We start from the raw sequence: 24,625 nt of genomic DNA on the forward strand, positions 1-24,625 counted from the left end.
TAATAAAATGAAAAAAATTATAACAACTCCAAATGCACCAGCTCCAATTGGTCCTTATAACCAAGCTGTTTTATCTGGAAATACACTTTATACTTCTGGTCAAATTGCATTCAACCCTAAAACAAATGAACTGGTTTTAGATGATATAAAAACAGAGACTAAACAAGTTATGGAAAATCTTAAAGCTGTTTTAGATGCTGCGAGTATGACTTTTAGCAATGTTGTGAAATCCTCTATTTTTATTAGTAATATGGATGATTTCGCATTAATTAATGAAGTGTATGGAAGCTATTTTGATGAGGCAAATGCTCCAGCACGCGAAACTGTACAAGTAGCAAGACTACCAAAAAATGTTAATGTTGAAATTAGCATGATTGCTGTTAAATAAATATTAAACAGAAGACTTTTTTGAGTATTTAATAAGTAGTTCTTTTAGTTTTTTAACCTCTATAGGTTTTGCTAAAAAATCATCAATTCCAGATAGTTTTGCTTTTTCAATATCTTCATCAAAAGCGCTAGCAGAAACTGCAATTATAGGTGTTGTTTTAAGAGCATACTTATCTGTTTCTTTAATGAATTTAGTTGCTTCATAGCCATCCATATCAGGCATGTATATATCCATAAAAATCATATCAAAATCTAATATCTTATAAAGTTGTAATGCTTCCAGCCCATTTTTTGCGAATGTACATTGAGCGCCTTCACGTTCTAATAAGAATTTAATTACTTTTTGATTTGTTCTATTATCTTCAGCTACCAAAACATTAAACTTCTCAAATAAAACAGGACTAAAAACCTCTTCTTGAGTTTTAATATTCAATGTTTTCTTCAACTGCAAACTAAAATAAAAAGTAGACCCTTCGCTTTCTTTACTTTCTAGTTTTAGCTCACCTCCCATGAGTTTAACTAACTGATATGAAATAGACAAGCCAACACCCCAACCTCTATGCTCGTTTAAACTAAATTTATTAGAGGTGGCTTTCACAGAATTATCAAAAAAGTGTATGATTTCTTCTGGTGTCATACCCAAACCAGTATCTTTTATGTAAAAAGTTATTATTTGATGATCATCAATTTCTATGGTTTGATCTACAATAATTGATATTTTCCCTGACTCGGTAAACTTAATAGCGTTATTAACTAAATTTATTAATATGAGTTGTATTCTTTCTGAATCTGTCAAAACCAAAAACCTGTCTTTCTTTTCTTCTGATAAAAATTCATACTCAAAGTCCAAATCTCTTTCCCAAGCTTGATATTCAAAAACTTTAAAAAGTTTTGTTAAGTCCAATTTTAAATCTACAGTCGATAAGTTTAGTTTGAACTCCTTAGCTCCTATTTCAGCATTATTTATCACCATATTAAATAATTGCAGCAGATGTTTTGAAGAGTATTCTGCAATTTCTAATTTCAAACTTTGATCACTGTTTAAATCTGTTTGTTTTAGCATATCCAACATACCTAAAACGGTGTTTAAAGGCGTTCGGACTTCATAGCTCATATTTGATAAATATGTATGGTCTGATTCGTTATCAAAAATCTCTAAATCTTCTTTAAACTCATCTATTCTTAGTTTAAGATTATCCTTAATAACATCATTTTTTAACTGATTTTTAAAGAAATACTGTAGAGCAAGAACTTGAACAATAGAAAGAACAAATAGAAATACTGCAACACTTTCTATATAAATCTTCTTTTCAAGAAATAAGTATCCTACAAAAAGAATAGTAACTATTGAAAACAAAATAAAAAACGATAGTTTATTTTTTATTTTAATGGATTTAAAAGACTTAGGAAAAAAACTCATTTATAAGTACGTTTTAACAAACATATCTATAAATATATTAACTCGCAAAAGTATTATTGGCAATTAAACTTTACAATTCATCTAATTTTTTATAATTTTAAAGTTGAAAAAATTGTATTTTTAGCCCACCTATAATCAATTATACATGCGAATAGAAAATGATATAAAACTGGGCTTTAAAGACGTCATGATTCGTCCAAAACGCTCCACTTTAAAAAGCAGATCGGAAGTAAATTTAGAACGAGAATTTAAATTTCTACATAGTCCTTATAGTTGGTCTGGCATACCAATAATGGCAGCAAATATGGATACTGTAGGCACTTTTGAAATGGCAAAAGCATTATCTGAAAAAAAATTATTCACTGCCATACACAAACATTATTCAATAAATGATTGGAATATATTTTCGTCTACCATATCTGAAGAAACAGCTTCAAATATTGCAGTAAGTACAGGTATAGGAAAACAAGATTATGAAAAGCTTTCAAACATTTTTAAGTTTAATCCTTACATAAAATTTATTTGTATTGACGTTGCGAATGGGTACTCGGAATATTTTGCAGATTTTGTAAAACGCACAAGAGAATTATATCCAAATAAAGTCATTATTGCTGGTAATGTCGTTACAGGCGAAATGGTTGAAGAATTATTGCTTTCTGGAGCAGATATTGTTAAAGTTGGTATTGGTCCGGGTTCTGTTTGTACAACACGAGTAAAAACAGGTGTTGGCTATCCGCAACTGTCTGCTATTATTGAATGTGCAGATGCTGCACATGGTTTAGGCGGACAAATAATTAGTGACGGAGGTTGCACAATACCTGGCGATATAGCAAAAGCCTTTGGTGCTGGAGCCGATTTTGTTATGCTTGGTGGCATGCTAGCTGGACATGATGAAAGTGGTGGTGAAATGATTGAAAAACAAGGGAAGCCTTTTAGAAAATTTTACGGCATGAGCTCATCTACCGCTATGGAAAAACATGTTGGTGGAGTAGCAGAATATAGAGCTAGTGAAGGTAAAACTGTTGAAGTTCCGTACAAAGGTTCTGTTGAAAACACTTTACAAGATATTTTAGGCGGTTTAAGAAGCACCTGCACTTATGTTGGAGCATCTAGACTAAAAGAGCTTACAAAACGTACTACGTTTATTAGGGTTAACGAGCAAGAAAACAGAATCTATAACCTATAATATTTAATCCAAAACAAACTTGTTTAGTATTATTTTTTTAATGATACTAAAATAATTGAACCTTAAACTCATCATATCATCATTTTAAATGGTTAATATTTACAATCTTATTAATAATAGTCACTTTTGAAATTTACATGACTTTAAGCTAAAAAAATAGTGTATTTTTAGTTTAACATATTTTCAAATAAACAGTCCTTAAAACCCAAAACATTTATGGCGTTAAAAATTGTAATTTCTCATAAAACATTATACAAGTACGATCGTTCAGTTTCATTATCGCCACATATTTTTAGATTACGCCCTGCACCACACAGCAGAACACCCATAGAAGCTTATTCAATAAAAATAAAACCTGAAAATCATTTTTTCAATTGGCAACAAGATCCTTTCGGGAATTATTTGGCACGTTTAACCTTTCCAGATAAAACAAAAGAACTTTCTGTAGATATTGAAATTATAGCCGATTTAAAAACCATAAATCCTTTCGATTTTTTTGTTGAAGAATATGCCGAAGAGTTTCCTTTTACATATTTAGAAACCACACAAAAAGAGCTTCTTCCCTATTTAGAAGTTACTGATGATGGTCCGTTATTAAAAGAGTTTCTTAAAACAATTGATTTAACTCCAAGAAAAACCATCTATTTTTTAATAGATATAAATAAAAAAATATACGAGTTCTTAAAGTATAATATTAGAATGGATCCGGGTGTGCAAACCTGCGAAGAAACTCTAGGACAAAAAAATGGATCTTGTAGAGATTATGCTTGGTTATTTGTGCAAGTACTTCGTCATTTAGGTTTTGGTGCACGTTTTGTTTCTGGTTATTTAGTACAATTAAAATCTGATGAAAAATCATTAGATGGCCCTTCTGGTCCAGAAGAAGATTTTACCGATTTACATGCTTGGGCAGAAGTTTATATCCCAGGTGCTGGATGGATTGGTTTTGATGCCACTTCTGGCCTATTAGCTGGCGAAGGGCATATTCCTCTAGCCTGTACACCATCATTTGAAAGTGCTGCTCCAGTAACAGGAATGACTGATGTTTGTGAAACGGAATTCTTTTATGAAAATTCAGTAAAACGAATTTTTGAATCTCCAAGAGTTACCAAACCGTATACCGAGGACCAATGGAAAGCTATTTACGATTTAGGTTTTAAAGTAGAAGAAGAATTAGAACAAGGAGATGTACGCCTAACTATGGGTGGCGAACCTACTTTTGTTTCTATTGATGATATGGAATCGCCTGAATGGAATACCGATGCCGATGGCGAACATAAACGTGAATTAGCAAAAAATCTATCTGCTAGATTGTATGATGAATTTGGTAAAGGTGGTGTTTTGCATCAAGCGCAAGGTAAATGGTATCCTGGTGAGCCACTTCCACGTTGGTCTATTGAAATATGTTGGAGAAAAGATGGAAAAGCTATCTGGAAAAACAAGAAGTTATTATCCCTTTTTTCAGATAATCCTAAATTACCAAAAGACGCCGATAAAAAATTCTTAAGTACCTTATCGCTATATTTAGGAGTTTCAGATTGGCTTATTAATCCTGCTTATGAAGATAGCTTTTATTTTCTTTGGCAAGAAGAACAAATGCCTATTGATATTGATCCAACAAAAGAAAACGGGAATTTATTAGTTAAGGATAAATTAAAAGAAATACTAAAAGAAGGCACTTCAAAACCCATTGGTTATGTGTTGCCTTTAAATAATTCGGAAGGTGATTGGTATACTTGCGATTGGCAATTTAGAAGAAAAAACATATTCTTAATTCCTGGAAATTCACCAATTGGATTACGCTTACCTCTTAATTCACTCATACAAGAACCTAAACAAAAAGAATTTCCAAAATTTGAACCGGACTTGTTTTCAGAACCTGAAGCGTTTACAAATTATGATAACCATGTTTCTAGGCGTTATAAACAAACAAAGTTTAAAGGTCCAGATAAAAACAAAACAGATTATTTTATTCGTACTGCAATATGTGCTGAAATTAGAGATGAAAAATTACATTTGTTTTTACCGCCTTTAGATGCTGCTGAATTTTATTTGGACTTAATTACAGCAATCGAAGCAACTTCAAAAGAACTTAATATTCCTGTTGTTTTAGAAGGCTACGATCCTCCAAAAGATAATAGATTAGAGTCTATGAAAATAACTCCAGATCCTGGTGTTATTGAAATTAATGTACATCCTGCAAAAAATTGGAAAGAACTCACGCATAATACGCTTACATTATACGAACACGCAAAACAATCTCGATTAGGCACAGAAAAATTCATGCTTGATGGTAAACACACAGGTACTGGTGGTGGTAATCACGTAACGCTTGGTGGTGTTTCGCCTGCAGATAGTCCTTTATTACGTAAACCGAGTTTATTACGAAGTTTATTAACTTTTTGGCAACATCATCCTGGTTTATCATATTTATTTTCGGGTGCTTTTATTGGTGCCACTAGTCAAGCGCCACGTATTGACGAAGCGCGTATGGAAAACTTATACGAGTTAGAAATTGCTTTCAGTCAAATTCCAAAATATGGTGAAGTTCCTTTTTGGTTAACCGATAGATTGTTTCGCCACTTATTAACAGATTTAACAGGAAATACACACCGTGCAGAATTTTGTATTGACAAATTATATTCACCAGATTCTTCATCAGGTCGTTTAGGTATTCTTGAGCTTCGTGCTTTTGATATGCCACCGCATCCTCAAATGAGTTTAATGCAAAACTTATTGGTTAGAACACTTGTCGCTTGGTTTTGGAAAACACCTTATGAACATGATTTAGTGCGTTGGGGAACAGAACTACATGATAAATTTCTAATTGAACATTTTGTAAGAGAAGATATTAAAGATATTGTTAATCAACTTAATAAAGCGGGTTACGCCTTTAAAGAAGATTGGTTTGATCCATTTTTTGAGTTTAGATTTCCACTTCATGGCATGACAACTATTAATAATGTTCATATAGAATTACGTGCAGCTATTGAGCCTTGGAATGTGTTGGGTGAAGAAATGACTGGAGGTGGTACAGCTAGATATGTAGATTCGTCGCTAGAACGCATTCAAATAAAAGTGTCTAACTTTATTAATGAAAGATATGTTGTAACTTGCAACGGTGTTAAAGTGCCATTAAAAAGCACAGGCGTAAAAGGAGAATATGTTGCAGGCATACGTTATAAAGCTTGGAATCCTTACTCTTCTTTGCATCCATCAGTTGGTGTTGATGCGCCTTTAGTTTTTGATATTGTAGATACTTGGAACAAACACTCCATTGGTGGTTGCACTTATTTTGTAGCACATCCTGGTGGTCGATCGTATGAAACCTATCCTGTAAATAGTTTTGAGGCTGAATCAAGAAGAATCAATCGTTTTTGGAGTCTTGGTCATACACAAGGTGATATTGTTCCAGATAAAGATGATACCATTAGCACAGAAGAATTTGAGCAAATAAAACAACAAACAAGCTCCAAACAATTTATGTATAAAGAGCTGCCAATTAATTTCGAGTTTCCAAATACGCTCGATTTAAGAAAAAAATAATACTCTATGCCCATAGGTTCAAATACATTATTTCAAAATTATTTTTCCGATTTCAAAAATTATGATGAAGTATTAAAATCTAATATGTCTATTAATCCCAATTGGGAAAAGTTGCTTAGCAATCTAACTCAAATGGGTACCGATAATTTGTTAGCCAAACAAAACGAGATTAATTGGTTAATGGACGAAAATGGTGTGACTTATAATGTTTATAACGATCCAAAAGGCATGCAACGCTCTTGGAATTTAAACATTGTACCCTTTCTTATTCATCAAAAAGAATGGGAAACTGTAAAAAAAGGTATCACCCAAAGGGCAGAATTATTAGACTTAATTTTAAAAGATATTTATGGAAAGCGAGAGCTTATAAAAAACGGCATCATACCGCAAGAAGTTATTTTTGCACATCGTGGTTTTTTAAGACAATGCGACCAAATTCAATATAAAACGGCTAAAAATTTACTTATCCATTCGGCAGATTTAGCAAGAGGTCCAGATGGTCGTATGTGGGTTGTAAACGACCGTACACAAGCACCTTCTGGTATGGGTTATGCCTTAGAAAACAGATACTCTTTAAGTCGTGTTTTACCAAATGTTTTTCAAGATATTAATGTTAAGCAACCCTCTAAGTTTTTCTATGAGTTTAACCAGATGCTTATTGAGGCTGCTCCGCAAAACAAAAACAATCCTAACATTGTTATATTAACGCCTGGGCCTTTAAACGAAACCTATTTTGAGCATGCTTATATGGCTTCTTTTTTAGGATATCCTTTAGTTACTGGTAACGATTTAGTGGTTAGAAATGGAAAGCTTTGGATGAAAACCTTAAAAGAACTCAAACAAGTTGATGTTGTTTTAAGGAGAGTTGATGATGTTTTTATGGATCCGTTGGAACTAAGAGAAGATTCTTATTTAGGTGTTGCGGGTTTATTAGATGTTATTAGAGAACAAAAAGTGGCTATTATAAACCCAATTGGTAGCGGTGTTTTAGAAAACTCTGGGCTTATTCCTTTTATGAACGCCATTTGTAATTATTTTTTAAAGGAAGATTTAATCTTACCACAAATAGCATCATGGTGGTGCGGACAAGAAAAAGAGTGCGATTATGTTCTAAATCATTTAAATGATTTAGTTGTAAAACGTATTGACCGATCTAACAGAGAAAACATATTTTTCTGTGAGTTTTTAGACGCAAAAGCTATAGAAACTTTAAAAAAAGAAATTCTAGCAACACCTTATAAATTTGTAGCTCAAGAAAAAATATCATTTTCTACCGCACCAGATTTTATAGAAGGTGCTTTAGAACCTAGAAAAGTCATGTGCAGAACTTTTGCCATTGCTAGAAATGATACTTACAGTGTTATGCCTGGTGGTTTAGTACGTGTTGCTGCAGAACGTGAAAATTTATTTGTTTCAAACCAGCGCGGTGGCGTAAGTAAAGATTTTTGGATTGTTACAGATGATCCTCAAACGAATATTCAAAATTATTCATGGGATAGTACGTGTAGAATTTCCATTTCAGATATAAACGATTTACCTAGTAATACAGCCGAAAATTTATATTGGTCTGGACGCTATTTAGGTCGTGCATTAGTAACCGCAAGGTATTTACGAATGGTTCTTAATAGAATGAATCAAGGGCAATATAATAATAGAAAATCGGAATCTAAAAGCTTAGTCTTCCTATATCAATCTATAACTAATATAACCTCCACATTTCCTGGTTTTGTTGGAGAAGGTTCAGAAGATATTTTAAGGAACCCATTAAAAGAAATTATTTCTTTAATGATGGATGAGAAGCGATCTGGAAGTTTTGCGCAAACTATGAGTAGCTTCAACAATTCTTATTACTCCTTACGAAGTTTATGGTCTAAAGACATGTGGCGTGTTTTTGATGGCATTAAAAAATTATGGCGTAAATTTAAAGAAGATGATGATTATTCTATTGCAGAACTAATAAAACTATTAGATCGTATTATTACGCGGTTAATTGCTTTTATGGGACTTATAGAAGAAAGTATTTTAGTTAATCAAGGCTTACTTTTATATTTTATTGGTTTACAAACAGAACAAGCTACCATGACTGTTGCTAAATGCAGATCGCTTATCGTTTTTAACTACGAAGAAAATCTTCAATATGATATTTTAGAATCATTACTAACAAGCCATGAAAGTTTAAATATTTACAGATATAGCTACCGCTCGCATTTAAGTTTAGATAATGTTATTAATCTAATATTATTAGATAAGGAATATGGAAAATCTCTATCCTATCAAATAAAACGTATTCAAAAGGATATAAACAGGTTACCACATTCTGAAACAACACTTAATTTTTCAACATGTCAAAAATATATTGCTGAGGCAAATAATAAAATAGAAAGTTTATCCATTACTTCGTTGTTACAAGTAAATGATGATGGCACTTTAAGAGAAAATCTTGATGAAGCATTGGCTAGTTTAAGTAAGCTACTTCACAAAACATCTTTAGCAATTTCAGATACTTATTTTAATCACTCTTACCAACAAAAACAGTTGGTAAATCAAAATTTCCCACTGGCTTAAAAAATGATCTATCAATTATCACATACAACAAGTTATAATTACCAAAGTGGGGTTACTTTTTGTCATAACATTGCCACGTTAAAGCCTAAGCATATGTTAGGTCAAACTTTAGTGGAATATAATCTAGAAATAAGCCCTAAACCCACTGAAATTTCGGATAAATTAGATTTTTTCGGAAATACAGTTACTCGTTTTTCAATACAGAAATATCATAAAAAATTAAAAGTTACCGCACATAGCAAAATTATAAGAGACTCTAGTTTAGTACCAGATATTTACGACAATTTCGACGGACAAAGAATCACCTTAAATCAAGCTGTAATAGCTTTAAAACAAATAAACCCAGAGTTATTAGACATTAAACAGTTTGTATTAGAATCTATACTTATAGCTAAAATAACACCAGAAATTAAAGCTTACGCCGAAGTGTCTTTTAAACCAAATCGTTCTATTTTTGAAGCAGCTTACGAGTTAATGCAACGCATTTACAACGAATTTGAGTTTAATACCAAAGTTACCAATGTAGCCACACCTATTCATGATGTTATAAAGGAGAAAAAAGGCGTTTGTCAAGATTTTGCTCAAATTGCTATTGCTTGCGTGCGCTCTGTAGGTTTACCAGCAAGATATGTAAGTGGTTATATTGAAACACTACCACCTCCAGGAAAAGTAAAACTAATAGGAACCGATGCTTCTCATGCTTGGTTTTCTGTTTATATCCCAAATTTTGGTTGGGTAGATTTCGATCCTACAAACAATCAAATACCCAAAAACCAACATATTGTCGTGTCTTACGGGCGAGATTATTATGATGTTCCACCTCTTAAAGGCGTTATTTATAGCACAGGTAAAAATAAAATGAAAGTTGCTGTTGATATAAGGCCTGCACTTTAGTGTTTTTTTTGATACATTTTACCAAATCTAAAATTGTCAGAAAAAATAGCTAACTTCGTTTAACATTAAAATTATTTCATATCAATCATTTGTAAAACAATTAATTATTAGACAAAAACAGATGTGAATTTTCACATTTCGAAAAAATTTACTAAAATTATAAATTTGTCCATTCAGTTTTTAATAAATATTATATTTACTTAAAAAGCATTAAAAAACACATATAAATGAGAAAATATTACTTGATTTTATTAGCTTTATTAATAACTATAATGAGTTACGCGCAGATGGGAGTTGGTACAACATTTCCTGATGAATCTGCACAATTAGATGTTGTTTCTAATGATAAAGGAATACTTATTCCCAGAGTAACACTTCAAAATTCTACTGATACCACTACCATTAGCTCAGATTTATTAAGCAACCCCATTAGCCTATTAGTTTATAATACAAAAGCTTCTGGTGATTTAATAGAAGGTTATCATTATTGGAATGGTTCAAAATGGTTAAGACTAATTAATTCGGATGATTCAAATGGAGTTGTAACTACTTTAGTTGATAATAATGATGGTACTTTCACATATACTTCAGAAAACAATACACAAACTACTTTTGATGCGGATGGAGATTTAATAGATAATAATAATGGCACATTTACTTATACAAATGCAGCAAATACAGTAACAACATTTGATGCTAAGCTAACGTCTGTTATAGATAATTCTGATGGAACGTATACTATTACTGATGATTTTGGAATATCAATTACTATTGGAGGAGCAACGGAAACAACAACTACTTTAGTTGATAATAATGATGGCACGTTTACCTATACGTCTGAAGATAATACACAAACGACTTTAACTTCTGGATCATTAACCAATAATGGGGACGGCTCTTACACATTTACAGACGCAACAGGAATCAACACTACCATTTTAGCCTCAACAGGCTTAGCCATAGAACCTTGGAACGGAGTTGATGATAATGGTCCTGCTACAGACAATACTGAAGATATTTACACATTAGGTGATGTAGGTATAGGAACTAACACACCATCTGCTACATTAGAAGTAAATGGTAATGTGATTATTGGTAATGGAGGAACAGCAATAAGAAGATCTTTAAGTACAACCGCTGTCTTAGATTTTCCTGATCGTAGAGTTATTAATCAACCTGAATTAACTATAACATTAGCTGGAGCTAATATTGGAGATGTACTTTGTTTGGGTGTTCCTCCAGCTGCTATGATTACATTTGCTTACTATATAGCTTGGGTAAGTTCTCCAAATGTTATAACTATCAAACAAAGAAACAGCAGCTATAATCCTTCAGACTCAGACGCTCCACCTGCAACTTTCAGGGTAACAGTATTCCAGTATTAATAGAGGGAGACGCTTATCAACTAAAATCTTTAATATTTAAGAGAAAAATGAGATCGAAACTGTTTTATGGTGTTATCATTTAAATCTTTATAACTAGCCATAAACCAATAATCTGTTGCTGTTAATCGTTTTCCATTATAAGTGCCATCCCAACCTATACCATTAGGACTTATTTGTTTTAGTAATTTACCATATCTATCAAAAATATGAATTGAAATAACTTCTATATTCTCAGATTGATTAACATTCCAAGTATCATTGTGTCCATCGTAATTAGGAGTAAAAAATAAAGGGAAATCTATTTCAACATTGTCTTTTACCCTCGCTAAAGTAAACACCCCATAATTTTCCACCAATGCACTTACAGATTGATTAATTATATCTTGAACACCTCCTTGATCGATCCATAATTGTAAAGTACTATCCCAACGAGCAATATGAATCGCCTCTAATGGTTCAACTAAAATTTCACTGGGAGTTGTTTCATTGCTCCAGGAAAGAGTCACTAATACTTGACTTGTTCCTGTAAAACGTTCTATAACCCAATATTCAGCATTATCTACAAGAGTCAAGTTTGTACCTAAATTATTAACAGTATATTCATTATTAGTATTTTCATAAAAATATTCTCCTATAAAAATATCATTATTTAAAGAAGGAGCAGAAATACTGGCGCTTCTATAATAATTACTATCACCAATAGGATAATCAAAAGAATTATCACCTACCTTAATAACATCCCCATTTATATGACTATCATTACTAACACTGATGTGATATGCATTTTGTTCAAAAACAAACATTCCGCTTGATAATTTGTTATCCACAATACCAAATGTGAAATCAGATTCATTAGAAACACTTATATCTCCAAGTAAATTAAATGACATTTCTCCTAATGAGTTATCAAATAGAGTATTATATAAGTAATTGAAATTAGTTCCAGAAATAATTTGACTCTCATTTCCAACAAAACTTGTTAAACCGCTGTCTAGATTAAAAATCGAAAAATCAACTATGCCGTCATTATTCCAATTACGATACGAATAAACACTTCCATTGTTCCAAAATTCACCAGTAGTTGTATTATTAAAGTCATCAACAAAACTTACATCTGTATTTAAACTTACATATACCTCTCCGATGTTAGTAGTTTGTCCTATAGCAATTTCTATAAAAAATGAAATTAACAGATTTATTATTATGCTTTTTTTCATTATTTTTTTTGCCTCATAAATATATAGTACAAATCAAAAATAGTGAAAAAAGAGTTACACTAAGTATCTCTACTAAAGAACAAACTGTTTTTACTTTTCTTTCCTTTCTTTTACTTATTTAGTTCTTACCAACCTAATAAGCCATACACAAACCCTAAAACGAGCCTTTCAAAAAAACACTTAAATTTATTTAATCCGTTTAACTACTGAATATCTTTTATTTAGTATTATCAATCACTCCATCCAAAAAATCATTGTATTCTTTTAACTCTAAAGGCACATCAGCATTTTTTTCCATATCATGAAAATGATGGGTTGCTAATAATTCCATACCAGTAAAAGTATTCATTTTGTGAAACCCAAACATAACTCCTTCATCTACATTTTTTTGTTCAAAAAATTCGTTTTCTAAAGTAAATGCTGTTTTGGGTGCATTCCAACTTGTTGTTAAAATGTATTTTTTTCCTTGCATCAATCCACCTGTTCCGTAATTTATTTCAGGATTTTTTCTGCTTCTTCCATCGCTACTATAAATACCATTTTGATGACCTTCTGTAAATACAACATCTATATAATTTTTAAAACCAAAAGGCAATTGAAACCACCAAATTGGCGTATGGTAAATAACAATATCTGCCCATTTAAATTTTTCTACTTCTTCTTTCGGGTCATATACATCGCCTACTTGTGTAGATTTAACCGCAAACCCATTTAAAGATTCAAAATATTTACTTGTAGTATTAAAAAGTGTTTCGTTAAACTTTCCTCCAGAATGCGCAAAAGGATGGCTTCCATTTATTATAAAAATGTTTTTCATTTATTTCTTATTAATTTTTAGCAAAAATAAGACGCTTATTTACATTATAAAAATAATACAAATCATACCTTTGTATTAAAATATTAATAACATGGTGAATTTAGAATGGTATAGAACATTTAAAGAAATTTATGAAAATGGAACCTTAACCAAAGCCTCTATTGCTTTATACGCATCACAACCAGGAGTAAGCGTGCATTTAAATGCTTTAGAGGCTTATGTTGGTAAAAAATTATTTGAACGCACTTCTAGAAAAATGATTCCAACCGAAGACGGAAAGTTTTTATATGAATATATTATTGAATCGATTAATAAATTAGAAATAGCAGAACAGCATTTTAAAAAAACGACTCAAGAGAAGAATCCATCTTTACATATAGGGATGTGTTCTGAAATGTTTCAACTAATTATTGAGCCTGAAATCTCTAAGCTAAATTTTGATTTAGTAGCCAAATTTGGAGTTCACACCGATTTAATTAAAGATTTAAATAACGGTATTTTAGATTTAGTGATTACACCTAGAAAGCAAATTGACAAAAAATCGTTGGTTGATTACACTGCTTTTTCGAAAGAAAGAATCATTTTAATTGCAGGAATTAAAACAGATACCACACAAATAGATAAGCAGTTGAATGATAGCAATTGGAAAGCCTTGGAAAATGAATTTCAGCTAAATACTTGGTACAGCGCTTCTAATGAAATGGAACATTTTAGACGCTTTTGGTTTGAGAATTTTGGCAAACGACCCGTTTTTAAGCCTAATTATATATTACCAAATATAAGTTCGATTATTAGATGTTTAAGTAATGGAACAGGATTGGCTTTGGTTCCTGATTTTTTATGTGAAGATGCGATTGCAAAAAATGAAATCAAGTTGGTTTGGGATGGAAAAATTAAAACCGAAAACACCTTGTATTTTGCATCTAGAACCGACTTAAAATACAAAAAGGAACTAAATGTGGTTCAAAGCATATTTAAAGCAAAAATGAAAAGCGAAGTACAGCACGCTTTATAGCTTATTGAATTTGTTTACCAATTGAGCCTGTGTTTTCTGGTACTAATTCAAAAATAAAATGAGGTTTTAAATTTTCTTCCTTTCTATGAGAAACATATAATATAGCAGTGTTACTTTCCGCTGCTATTTTGTTTATTAGCTTAGTAAACAATTTAGCATCGGCATCATCTAGTCCATTTGTAGGTTCATCTAAAATAAGTAACGGTGGGTTTTTAACCATAGCTCTGGCTATTAAAACCAAACGTTGATGCCCTTTTGATAACGACAAAAAAGGTTGTTTTCTAATATCAAACATATCTAAAACATGTAACCACTGTTGTGCTATTTTAATTTGCTCGTTTGTTGGTGTTTTATACAACCCAATAGTATCGGCAAAACCAGAAACAATCATGTTCCCTATGGCATCTAAACGCGAGAAACCTCTCAACATATCTGATGAGAAATAACCTATTTTACGCTTAATTTCCCAAACACTTTCACCACTTCCTTTTTTAACACCAAACAAGGTGATATTTTGTCCGTAAGCCTTGGGATTATCTCCAAAAATCATACTTAAAATGGTACTTTTCCCAGAACCATTTGGTCCTTTTAAATGCCAAAATTCTGCTGGTTTAATTTTCCAATTTATGTTATTTATAATGTTTCTGCCTCCGTAAGTCACAGAAACATTATTAAACTCAACAATAGAGTTATAACGTTCCTTTACTGGATTTTCTGGTTTGGGTAAAGCATGAATAAAACTTTCGTTTTTGCTTTTATCTTGTGATTCTGGAATGTTTTCAAATGCTACAAGATTCTCACCTTGAAGTTGAAAGTTATTTTTTATAAATGAAAGGATTTCATTTTTCCTATTTGTAATTTGTATAACAGGTATTTTTTGACTTAAATCCCTAAGAGTTTTTTCTATTTCAATTTGTGCATTAACATCTAAATTGCCAAACACATTATCGACAACAATAAATTCTGGATTTCGAGAAATTATATGTGTTAACAAGGCCTTTTTACGTTCACCTTCAGAAGAATATTGTAAACTATTATTCGTTTCTGTTTTAACATTAAAACTTCCATGACGAATTTCTTCAGCAATAAACTTATTTAAAGTTATTTCAGAAAAAAGTGCACCTTCCAAATTGGAAATTGCACTAATAAGTTTACCAGACATAAGGCGTTCTATAAGTTTACCCTTATTGTCTTTATTTGATATGTAAACCGCTATGTGTTTGTACATATATGGTTTAAAAATATTTATAAATACTATAAATCTTTAGTATGGAATGGTATTAAACCATCAATAGGTCTGCGTTGAAAATTACCGACCTTAAAGCCCATTTCCTCAGCAACTTCAGTGATTTCTTTTTGAGCAAAATACGCTATTGAACCTGCAAAATGTACAGGAACAGTTTTAAGTTCTTCTTTGTATTGCATAATCATATTTGTTGCAAACAATCTGATACCTTTTTTTATAAGCTCTATAGTATATTCTGAATCTTTTTGTAAAAACATAAACTCAGCAAAATTTGCTAAATATGCATTTGGACTAGGTTGCTTATATAAATTATACTTTATAAAGTCTGCATCCATATTAAATTTGCTACCAAAAGCTATTTTAACATTTACAGGCATGTGATTATAGTAATAATCTCTAATAAGTTGTTTCCCATAATAATTACCAGAAGCATCATCCATAAGCGTATAACCAAGAGATTTAACACGCTGGTGTAACTTTTCGCCATCAAAATAACTACAATTAGATCCTGTACCTAAAATACAAACAACTGCAGCTTCAGTAGGTTCATTAATGGTTGAATAAACTGCTGCCAAAGTATCTTCATTAACTTCTATTTGAGCATTTACGAATATACTTTCTAAAACACCTTTTAAAAGATTTTTCGCATTATCAGTACCACATCCTGCGCCATAAAAAAACACATGTGTTACTTTTTCTTTGTTGCTCTTTAAATCTTCACTGCTTTTAATTATTTTCTTTAATTTTTTTTCTGAAAGAATTGCTGGATTAAGACCTTTAGTACGAATCTTTTCCAGTAATTTATTACCATTATTATCTACAGCAATCCAGTCGGATTTAGTAGAACCACTATCAACAATTAAAACCATGATTTAAAGATAAAAAAACTCCACAGAATATTGTATTACAATAACTCTGTGGAGTAATAATTAATTTATTATAAAGAACCGATATGTTGAGCTAAATCAACTAATTTAGTTGAATAACCAAACTCATTATCATACCAAGATACTAATTTCACAAAGTTGTCATTTAAAGCCATACTTGCGTTAGCATCAAATGTACTTGTTTTAGGTTCTGACACGAAATCTTGTGATACAACACCTTCTTCAGTGTATCCTAAAATACCTTTTAATTCGTTTTCTGAAGCATCTTTTAAAGCTGCTTTAATTTCATCCCAAGATGCGCTTTTTTCTAAACGACAAGTTAAATCTACAACAGAAACATCTACAGTTGGTACTCTAAAAGCCATCCCTGTTAATTTTCCGTTTAATTCTGGAATTACTTTACCAACTGCTTTTGCAGCTCCTGTTGAAGCTGGTACAATATTGTTTAAAGATGCACGACCTAATCTGTAATCTTTTCTTGATGGTCCATCTACTACCATTTGTGTTGCAGTTGCAGCATGAACAGTTGTCATTAAACCTTCTACGATTCCAAATTTATCGTTAATTACTTTAGCAAGTGGTGCTAAACAGTTTGTAGTACAAGATGCATTAGATACAATGGTATGTTCTGCAGTAATATCTTTGTGGTTTACACCCATTACAAACATTGGAGCATCTGCAGATGGTGCAGAAATAGCTACTTTTTTAGCTCCAGCAGTAATATGCTTTTGAGCGCCTTCAAGGTTTGTAAAAATACCTGTACAATCTAAAACAACTTCTGCTCCAACAGCATCCCATTTTAAATCTTCTGGATTGCGCTCTGCAGTAATTCTAATTTCATTACCGTTAACAACTAAGTTTCCGTTTTTAGTTTCAATAGTACCATTAAACTGTCCGTGAACAGAATCGTACTTTAATAAATATGCTAAATGTTCTACATCTAACAAATCATTAATTCCTACTATTTCGATATCTGGTCTTCCTGCTGCTACTCTAAAAGCAATTCTACCTATTCTTCCAAATCCGTTAATTCCAATTTTTAATTTTGACATATTCTTGATTATAAATGTTAAGTGCTCATGATATCTGACACACGCAATAATTCTAAATTTATTTTTGTTTTTCCTTTAATGGCATTATCTAAAGGTGTTAATTCCATTTTGCCGTTAATTAAACCAACCATATAATTGGTTTGTCCTTCTAATAAAGACTCAACTGCTTTTACACCCATTCTACTTGCTAAAACACGATCAAAACATGAAGGCGGTCCACCACGTTGCATGTGCCCTAGCACAGAAACTCTTACGTCGTAACCTTCCATATTCTCATCAATGTAATCTTTAAGTTGGAAAATGTTTTTTCCTATTTTATCACCTTCAGCAACAATAACGATGCTTGATGTTTTTCCAGATTTTTTACTTCTGTTTAAAGATTCCACAAGTCTATCTAATCCTAAATCTTCTTCTGGGATTAAAATTTCTTCTGCACCACCGGCAATTCCTGCATTTAAAGCTATATGACCAACATCGCGACCCATAACTTCAATAAAGAATAATCTGTTGTGAGAACTTGCTGTATCTCTAATTTTATCAATAGCATCTACAACAGTATTAAGTGCTGTATCGAAACCTAAAGTATGTGATGTTCCTACAATATCATTATCTATAGTTCCTGGAATTCCCATTACTGGAAAACCAAACTCTTGATTAAAAATAAGTGCTCCTGTAAATGAACCATCACCTCCTATTACAACTAAACTGTCTATCTCGGCTTCCACCAATTTATCAAAGGCTTTTTGTCTGCCTTCTTTAGTTCTAAATTCTTTTGAGCGGGCAGATTTAAGTATTGTACCACCTTTATTTATTATTCCTCTTACGCTTCTAGCATCCATTGGACTAAAGTCTCCTTCAATAAGACCTTCGTAACCACGATATACTCCAAAACATTCAATATTATGATAAGCACAAGTTCTAACTACAGAACGAATGGCTGCATTCATTCCTGGAGAATCTCCCCCTGAAGTTAAAACAGCTAGTTTTTTTATTGTTTTTGGCATTAAATTATTTAATTTGAAAAGTAAAATTACTAAACAAATAGCATATATCTATTGCATTCATAGTATTTTATGTAAAAAAAAAACTATAACGTTTTAGTTAGTGAAAAAAACTTAATCTGTAAAAAATGAGCACTTTTTTTAATTATTTCTCTGAAGATGATTTTATTGAAATATAATCTGGTAAAGCATTGGTGTTTTCCTCTTCTGTTTTTTCTTCTATTACCTCTTCTATTTTTGCAGTTTTATTGAAGAGTTTTTGAAGAAGTTCTTTAAAAGTATCGAAATCTACATTATATGAAATACCTACACCTTGTGTGTAACCAATTTGCTCTCCAAAATTTTGAATACTGTTTTCTCTATTAAATACTTTGGCGGTAAGTGTACCTTCTTCATTTAAAAGAAAATTTATTTCTACATCACCTGCAATAACGGTTTCTGTAGCACCCCCAACAGGAACTCCAACTTTACCATTAATTGAAACACCATTTGTTATTTGAGTTTCAAGAGTAACACCAAACCTGTCTCCAGTTTCATAATCTAGTCTATTATCTCCTGCTTCATAATATGGATTCAAATTAAATTTCCCATCTGCTGAGCTAAAAATACCTCCAATAATTCCATTAAGTCGTTCGGCAATTGTTCCAGATGCACTTATATTATTTAGACCACTTGAGAATGATCCTGTTGATACTAAAAATAGAGCTTGAGTGTCTCGTTCGTCTTTTGATTCTAAACGATAATTAAGCTCTGATTTAATAGCTGAATTTACATTTGGAAATTCAAACGTAAACTCTGGATCAAATTGTTCTAAATTACCTATCAATTCTATATTAAGTTCTACTGGAATACTTCTATTTATAGGATTATCTAGTAATGGTGATGGATTTGCCTGCGTTTTATAAATAGCTAGCATATCTATTGTTGGAGCTAAAGGATCTCCTTCCCACGCAATCGTACCACCAGGTTGTACGGTAAATTGTTTTTGTACTAAACCACCAAATGCGAAATTATAAACCCCTTCAAATACAGCAAAATCCCCCCACATATCAAACTTGCCATTGGTATTAATTTCAATTAATAAACCACCACTACCTCGACCTTTTAGAGAATGCCCTGTATTTTTATCGATAATAATTTCTACCTCTGCATCTTCAGTTACATCTAAATCAAAATCTAGTTCGAGTCCTTTTATTTCTTGAAAAACAACATCTCTACCTTCCTTTCTAGCCTCTTTTTCTTCCTTAGTTATAAAATGGATAAAGGAATTATCACCAAAGGATTGAGCATCACTTAATGGGATTTTAAAAGCCGTACCGCGTTTAGTTTCACCTACTACACTTATAACTAACTCGTCTGTTGGGCCTTTTATACTAGCCCGACCACCCATAAAACCTGTACCATAATATGGCGATTCTTCGCTTTCTTTAGTGTCTAAAATCAATAATCTAGATGTTGATAAATCTAAATCTAAACTCCACTTTGAAAAATTCACATGACTTAATGAGCCATTTAACAGTCCTTTAGAATTAAATTTAGTATCGGTTAAATTAATATTATTGAAAACAAAACTTTGATTTTTTAGTGTTACTGATGCTTTATTATTAAAGTCGTAATCTACATTAAGATATGGAATACCCAAGCCTCCATTATTTAATACTAGGTTTCCGTTAATATCGGGCAATCTTAAATTACCAACGACTTTAACATCACCTGTTACATTACCTCTAATATTACTTAAAACTCCATCTAGCAATGGATTTAAAGGATATAAACTAAACTTATTAAAATCTAATACAACATCAATTGAAGACTCCCTTCCAGATACATAAATATCGCCTCTAGCACTAAAAGATTTTGAAGCATCATCTTTAATAGTCGCATTTACTTTATAATTGGTAAGTGATTCGTTACCTGATATGGTTGCATCAAATGAGCCTAATAGAAAATTATTAACCGTAAAATCGTCAATAACTATTGTTGAGTTTGGTAAATAACTTCCGTTCTTTTGTAAAACATCTAGTTTTCCATTAACGTTTCCTGCTAAGGATAAACTATCTATATCTGGTGTTATTTTTGCTAGATCTACATTGGTAAAATTTAGCTTAATATCTTTTTGTGTGGAATCTTTAATAAAACCAGAGAGCCTTATTTCTTCATTGTTATGGTTTATTTTAAACTTATCAATATTAAACTTTGTTAGCTCTTTATTAAATGAAATTTTATGGAACTTATCCTTATCTTCATTAATATGCCAAGTGTTGTTTTTTATGGTAACATCAGATTCTTTAAAACCTATTACAGATTCATTTTTTTCGTTTATAGTATGGTAAAAACTTAAATTATAAATATCGTTATTTTTCTTTCCACCATTAAATTCAGAGCGCATAAACAACGTATCATTTACCGTTACATTAATTAAATTGAACTTAGAAATACTGTAGTATTTTGTGTTTAAGCTATCTATCTCTACGTATGTATTAAAAACAGGATTACTATTATCTACTTGCAATTCAATATTATTAGCAAAATAGTCTAATAGTTTAATTTGAGGCGATCTAAATGTGAGTTTAAAATTCTCTTCTTCACTTTCTACTCGACCACGTATGTAGGTGTTTTTACCAAGCTCAATATTAGGAAGAAAAACTTCAACAATTTTATTATAAATTTTAAAATTGAAATCTATACTTTGATTGGTTGCTACTTTATGCGGAATATAATTGGTGTAAATATGTCCTATAGAATTTTCGAATAGCTTTTGAAGATCTTTAAATAAAAATCGTCCTTTTAATTCACCTTCAACAATATCTGGGGAATTGAATTCTACAAATCGAATATCATCTTCAAATCGTGATGACACATCAAACTTATCGAAATAATAGGTGTCATTTTCATTTTGATAAACGGTATTTTGAAATGCGATTTTACCATAAGCATCATCAAAAGTGCTACTGTTCATATTCATTTTTACACTACTCTTAAAAATGGAAATACTATCGCTTTTTACAAAATTTAGAGTATTTAGATTCGCATAATCAACTACTGCTTCAAAATCATATTTTTTTATTTTTTCTGAAAAATCTACTAATCCAGTAAAGTTTAATTGCAAGTTTGGATCGTTAACAATAAGATTACCATCAAAAATTTTGTTTTTAATGGTTCCTGCTACTTTAGTTCCTTTATAATTGTAGTTATTATATTCAACTTCAAAAACATCTCCTTTTACTTGTGTGTTTAGAGTTTCGGTAACAAAACCTCTTCCGTTTACATCAAAATTTAAAGAGCCCATTCCAATATTAGGATCCTTTAAAAAAGCTCCAAAATCAAAATTTTTAAAAATGACATTACCTTTATAATCGGCATTATCGATATCATTTATTTTACTTATTTCTAAGTTTGAATCCACAAAACCCAGATCTGTATTAATTTCAAGATCTGCAATAATGGTAGATGATGTAATTTGAGAATTCCCTACAATAGTAAACTTACCTAACCTATCAAAAGATGTTGGTATGGCTTCTCCTAAAACGTTTGGTAACAAGTCTTTTAAATCTGAATATGTCGAAGATAAATTACTAAAACTACCATTCATATAAAAGTTATCGGCTTCTTTATTAAAAAGATTTTTAAAGTTAATATTACCATAAACCCTGGTATTTGTACTTGTATTTAATTTTAAATTATTTGTTTGTAAATCATTTAAAGTACCAGATATATCTACACTAAATTTTGCCGATTGATTTACTCCAAACTCGTTATAAAAAGTATTTAGTTCGTCTAAAAGTACATTTGAGTCTCTAAAACTTGCGCTTACTAAAACTTTGTCTGTAAAATATTGAAAATCTTCTCTTTTATAAGAGAATTTTAAATCTCCATTTAAAATCGAATTGGGTGTTTTTATTTGAAGATTTGCTAAAGTCATATCTGTTAATGTATAACTAAAATCTGTCATCATATTTTTTACAACCACTCCTCTGCTATCTTTAAATGCTAGAGTGTTTATTCTGGCACTTACATCACTCCCATTTATCAAAAAATTCGTTGCATTAATATTTAAATCTTCAAAATGAAGCAATTTTGTAGTTTCTCTATTTTCATCAGATAATTTAAAAATACTATTGTAAATTGAAACATCACTAGATGATAAAAGAAAACTACTCTTTTCTTTTCTAGGGTTATCATCTTCAAATTTATTCACAAAAACATCTAAATTTGTTTCTGTTTCTCCTTGGTATGTTACAACATTAAAAAAAAGATTTTCAATATCAATATCGCCAAAAATTAAATTTCCGTTGTATAAATTTGTAAAGCTTAAAATAGAAGTATTTAACTCTTTTATGCTAATTAAGGTATCTTTTTTATAATCTTGAATATAAATTTCTTTAAGCTCTACATCGCCATTAAACTGTAAACTAACTTTATTAATATTTATGTTAGTTTTAAATGTTTCGTTCAATTGTTTAGTAGCGTATTTCCCCAGTTTAGTTTGAACCGCAGGCACAGAGAGAATTAGCACCAAAATGATGAATAGCATTAGTAGTATACCTACTATTTTATATAGTATTTTGAAAATTTTTTTGATACGCTTAAAGTTATAACTTTATTAAGAATAAACTACTTTTGTAATTACGAGTAAAAATAACATTTAAGATGTTTATTTGTTTTCAAAATTAACAATTATTGTGCCTAATTTTTATTAATGTCTTCACAAAATATTTATATCCTAGGAATTGAGTCTTCGTGCGATGATACTGCTGCTTCGGTAATCTATAACGGACGTATTTTAAGCAATGTTGTTGCTAGTCAAAAAATACACGAAGAATTTGGTGGTGTTGTACCAGAATTAGCTTCTAGAGCGCATCAACAAAACATAGTTCCTGTAGTCCATCAAGCTTTAAAAAAAGCAAATATTACTAAAGAACAGCTTAATGCCATTGCCTTTACAAGAGGTCCTGGTTTAATGGGAAGCTTATTAGTTGGAACCTCTTTTGCTAAATCTTTAGCTTTCGGGTTAAATATTCCTTTAATTGATGTAAACCATATGCAAGGTCATATTTTAGCACATTTTATTGATGAGGAAGGATTTAATAAACCACCTTTCCCGTTTATTGCCATGACCATTTCTGGCGGACATACACAAATTGTTAAAGTGGATAATTATTTTGAAATGACCGTTATTGGTGAAACCATTGATGATGCTGTTGGTGAAGCCTTTGACAAAAGCGGGAAAATTTTAGGTTTGGGTTATCCCGCTGGACCAGAAATTGATAAACGTGCTAAATTAGGAAACCCAAAAGCCTATAAATTCACCAAACCAAGTGTTGATGGTTTAAACTTTAGTTTTTCTGGTTTTAAAACTGCCGTACTTTATTTTATTCAACGTGAAGTAAAAGCAAATCCAGATTTTATTACTGAAAACTTAAATGATATTTGTGCCTCTATTCAATACACTATTATTGGTATTTTAATTGATAAATTAAAACTCGCCTCAAAACAAACAAGTATAAAACATATTGCTATTGGCGGTGGTGTTTCGGCAAATTCAGGAATACGACAAGCTTTAAAAGATGGTGAACAAAAATTTGGTTGGACAACTTATGTTCCTAAATTTGAATTCACTACAGATAACGCTGCTATGATAGCTATTGTTGGATATTTAAAATATTTAGAAGGGGATTTTGCTGAGCAGGATATTGTGGCTTCAGCAAGGTTGAAAATCTAATATGAAATTATATAAATTGTATATTTATTTTTGGTTTACAGCTTTAACGGTATTGATTATTGGCTTATTTTATTACAATTTAGAAGAAACTATTGTTATTAACATCTATGACACTTACTTTATAATTCCTTCTTTTCATTTAACAATTTTCATAACATTTCTATTAGCATTTATTGGACTAATATATTTTTTACATTCAAAGTTTGAAATTCCTCTTTTTAAATTCTTATCAAGAATACATACTCTTGTGTCCATTTCATGTATATTTCTTTTCTATTTAAGCTC

Annotated in this window: 16 protein-coding genes; 8 read left to right on the top strand and 8 right to left on the bottom strand. The window is 31.1% G+C overall.

Annotated elements, in window-relative coordinates:
- The first annotated feature begins 7 nt into the window (after positions 1 to 7).
- Entirely contained in the window at positions 8 to 388 is a 381-nt protein-coding gene (locus tag BT151_RS08295; protein ID WP_072401333.1) for a RidA family protein, read from the top strand.
- Positions 389 to 391: 3 nt separating this feature from the next.
- Here the strand turns inward: BT151_RS08295 and BT151_RS08300 are convergent, their stop codons facing one another.
- On the bottom strand, positions 392 to 1,807 hold the full coding sequence (locus tag BT151_RS08300; protein WP_072401334.1) for a response regulator: 1,416 nt from the start codon (positions 1,805 to 1,807) through the stop codon (positions 392 to 394).
- 145 nt (positions 1,808 to 1,952) lie between these two features.
- Between BT151_RS08300 and BT151_RS08305 the strand changes: the two genes are divergently transcribed.
- From BT151_RS08305 to BT151_RS08325, 5 genes are all read left to right on the top strand, one after another.
- Entirely contained in the window at positions 1,953 to 2,993 is a 1,041-nt protein-coding gene (locus tag BT151_RS08305; protein ID WP_072401335.1) for a GMP reductase, read from the top strand.
- Between the two features lie 216 nt (positions 2,994 to 3,209).
- Entirely contained in the window at positions 3,210 to 6,539 is a 3,330-nt protein-coding gene (locus BT151_RS08310) for a transglutaminase family protein (protein WP_072401336.1), read from the top strand.
- Positions 6,540 to 6,545: 6 nt separating this feature from the next.
- The gene (locus BT151_RS08315; protein ID WP_072401337.1) at positions 6,546 to 9,104 is read left to right on the top strand and encodes a circularly permuted type 2 ATP-grasp protein; all 2,559 of its coding nucleotides are present in this window, start codon (positions 6,546 to 6,548) and stop codon (positions 9,102 to 9,104) included.
- A 3-nt stretch (positions 9,105 to 9,107) separates the two neighbouring features.
- Positions 9,108 to 9,998: a transglutaminase family protein gene (locus tag BT151_RS08320; RefSeq protein WP_072401338.1), complete on the top strand. Its 891-nt coding sequence runs from the start codon at positions 9,108 to 9,110 to the stop codon at positions 9,996 to 9,998.
- A 227-nt stretch (positions 9,999 to 10,225) separates the two neighbouring features.
- Positions 10,226 to 11,383: an autotransporter outer membrane beta-barrel domain-containing protein gene (locus tag BT151_RS08325; RefSeq protein ID WP_072401339.1), complete on the top strand. Its 1,158-nt coding sequence runs from the start codon at positions 10,226 to 10,228 to the stop codon at positions 11,381 to 11,383.
- A 29-nt stretch (positions 11,384 to 11,412) separates the two neighbouring features.
- On the opposite strand, the gene BT151_RS08330 is transcribed toward BT151_RS08325, so the two are convergent.
- Both BT151_RS08330 and BT151_RS08335 read right to left on the bottom strand, forming a co-directional pair.
- Positions 11,413 to 12,600 (bottom strand): T9SS type B sorting domain-containing protein, encoded by a 1,188-nt coding sequence (locus tag BT151_RS08330; protein WP_072401340.1) that lies wholly within the window; start codon positions 12,598 to 12,600, stop codon positions 11,413 to 11,415.
- A gap of 217 nt (positions 12,601 to 12,817) precedes the next feature.
- Entirely contained in the window at positions 12,818 to 13,417 is a 600-nt protein-coding gene (locus BT151_RS08335; protein ID WP_072401341.1) for an NAD(P)H-dependent oxidoreductase, read from the bottom strand.
- A gap of 91 nt (positions 13,418 to 13,508) precedes the next feature.
- Here BT151_RS08335 and BT151_RS08340 point away from each other — a divergent pair, with 91 nt between their 5' ends.
- On the top strand, positions 13,509 to 14,432 hold the full coding sequence (locus BT151_RS08340) for a LysR family transcriptional regulator (protein WP_072401342.1): 924 nt from the start codon (positions 13,509 to 13,511) through the stop codon (positions 14,430 to 14,432).
- A 1-nt stretch (position 14,433) separates the two neighbouring features.
- Here the strand turns inward: BT151_RS08340 and BT151_RS08345 are convergent, their stop codons facing one another.
- From BT151_RS08345 to BT151_RS08365, 5 genes are all read right to left on the bottom strand, one after another.
- Entirely contained in the window at positions 14,434 to 15,660 is a 1,227-nt protein-coding gene (locus tag BT151_RS08345) for an ATP-binding cassette domain-containing protein (protein ID WP_072401343.1), read from the bottom strand.
- 26 nt (positions 15,661 to 15,686) lie between these two features.
- Positions 15,687 to 16,547: an N-acetylglucosamine kinase gene (locus tag BT151_RS08350; RefSeq protein WP_072401344.1), complete on the bottom strand. Its 861-nt coding sequence runs from the start codon at positions 16,545 to 16,547 to the stop codon at positions 15,687 to 15,689.
- A 68-nt stretch (positions 16,548 to 16,615) separates the two neighbouring features.
- Positions 16,616 to 17,617 carry a type I glyceraldehyde-3-phosphate dehydrogenase gene (gene gap / locus BT151_RS08355; protein WP_072401345.1) on the bottom strand — a complete coding sequence of 334 codons (1,002 nt, stop codon included), beginning with the start codon at positions 17,615 to 17,617 and terminating at the stop codon, positions 16,616 to 16,618.
- 17 nt (positions 17,618 to 17,634) lie between these two features.
- Complete coding sequence (gene pfkA, locus BT151_RS08360) at positions 17,635 to 18,621, bottom strand: 6-phosphofructokinase (protein WP_072401346.1); 987 nt, start codon at positions 18,619 to 18,621, stop codon at positions 17,635 to 17,637.
- Positions 18,622 to 18,763: 142 nt separating this feature from the next.
- A complete protein-coding gene (locus BT151_RS08365) occupies positions 18,764 to 23,152 on the bottom strand; it encodes a translocation/assembly module TamB domain-containing protein (protein ID WP_072401347.1) in 4,389 nt (1,462 codons plus the stop codon).
- Between the two features lie 165 nt (positions 23,153 to 23,317).
- Between BT151_RS08365 and tsaD the strand changes: the two genes are divergently transcribed.
- Positions 23,318 to 24,340 (top strand): tRNA (adenosine(37)-N6)-threonylcarbamoyltransferase complex transferase subunit TsaD, encoded by a 1,023-nt coding sequence (tsaD, locus tag BT151_RS08370; protein WP_072401348.1) that lies wholly within the window; start codon positions 23,318 to 23,320, stop codon positions 24,338 to 24,340.
- Positions 24,341 to 24,625 lie beyond the last annotated feature (285 nt).

The organism is Flaviramulus basaltis, assembly GCF_900114265.1.
Taxonomy (GTDB): domain Bacteria; phylum Bacteroidota; class Bacteroidia; order Flavobacteriales; family Flavobacteriaceae; genus Flaviramulus; species Flaviramulus basaltis.

Excerpts from the sequence above, each read along its gene's own strand:
- BT151_RS08300 (WP_072401334.1), bottom strand. The coding sequence starts at position 1,807 with ATGAGTTTTTTTCCTAAGTCTTTTAAATCCATTAAAATAAAAAATAAA.
- BT151_RS08295 (WP_072401333.1), top strand. The coding sequence starts at position 8 with ATGAAAAAAATTATAACAACTCCAAATGCACCAGCTCCAATTGGTCCT.
- BT151_RS08330 (WP_072401340.1), bottom strand. The coding sequence starts at position 12,600 with ATGAAAAAAAGCATAATAATAAATCTGTTAATTTCATTTTTTATAGAA.
- BT151_RS08315 (WP_072401337.1), top strand. The coding sequence starts at position 6,546 with ATGCCCATAGGTTCAAATACATTATTTCAAAATTATTTTTCCGATTTC.
- BT151_RS08320 (WP_072401338.1), top strand. The coding sequence starts at position 9,108 with ATGATCTATCAATTATCACATACAACAAGTTATAATTACCAAAGTGGG.
- gap (WP_072401345.1), bottom strand. The coding sequence starts at position 17,617 with ATGTCAAAATTAAAAATTGGAATTAACGGATTTGGAAGAATAGGTAGA.
- BT151_RS08310 (WP_072401336.1), top strand. The coding sequence starts at position 3,210 with ATGGCGTTAAAAATTGTAATTTCTCATAAAACATTATACAAGTACGAT.
- pfkA (WP_072401346.1), bottom strand. The coding sequence starts at position 18,621 with ATGCCAAAAACAATAAAAAAACTAGCTGTTTTAACTTCAGGGGGAGAT.
- tsaD (WP_072401348.1), top strand. The coding sequence starts at position 23,318 with ATGTCTTCACAAAATATTTATATCCTAGGAATTGAGTCTTCGTGCGAT.
- BT151_RS08335 (WP_072401341.1), bottom strand. The coding sequence starts at position 13,417 with ATGAAAAACATTTTTATAATAAATGGAAGCCATCCTTTTGCGCATTCT.
- BT151_RS08365 (WP_072401347.1), bottom strand. The coding sequence starts at position 23,152 with ATGCTATTCATCATTTTGGTGCTAATTCTCTCTGTGCCTGCGGTTCAA.
- BT151_RS08345 (WP_072401343.1), bottom strand. The coding sequence starts at position 15,660 with ATGTACAAACACATAGCGGTTTACATATCAAATAAAGACAATAAGGGT.
- BT151_RS08305 (WP_072401335.1), top strand. The coding sequence starts at position 1,953 with ATGCGAATAGAAAATGATATAAAACTGGGCTTTAAAGACGTCATGATT.
- BT151_RS08350 (WP_072401344.1), bottom strand. The coding sequence starts at position 16,547 with ATGGTTTTAATTGTTGATAGTGGTTCTACTAAATCCGACTGGATTGCT.
- BT151_RS08340 (WP_072401342.1), top strand. The coding sequence starts at position 13,509 with ATGGTGAATTTAGAATGGTATAGAACATTTAAAGAAATTTATGAAAAT.
- BT151_RS08325 (WP_072401339.1), top strand. The coding sequence starts at position 10,226 with ATGAGAAAATATTACTTGATTTTATTAGCTTTATTAATAACTATAATG.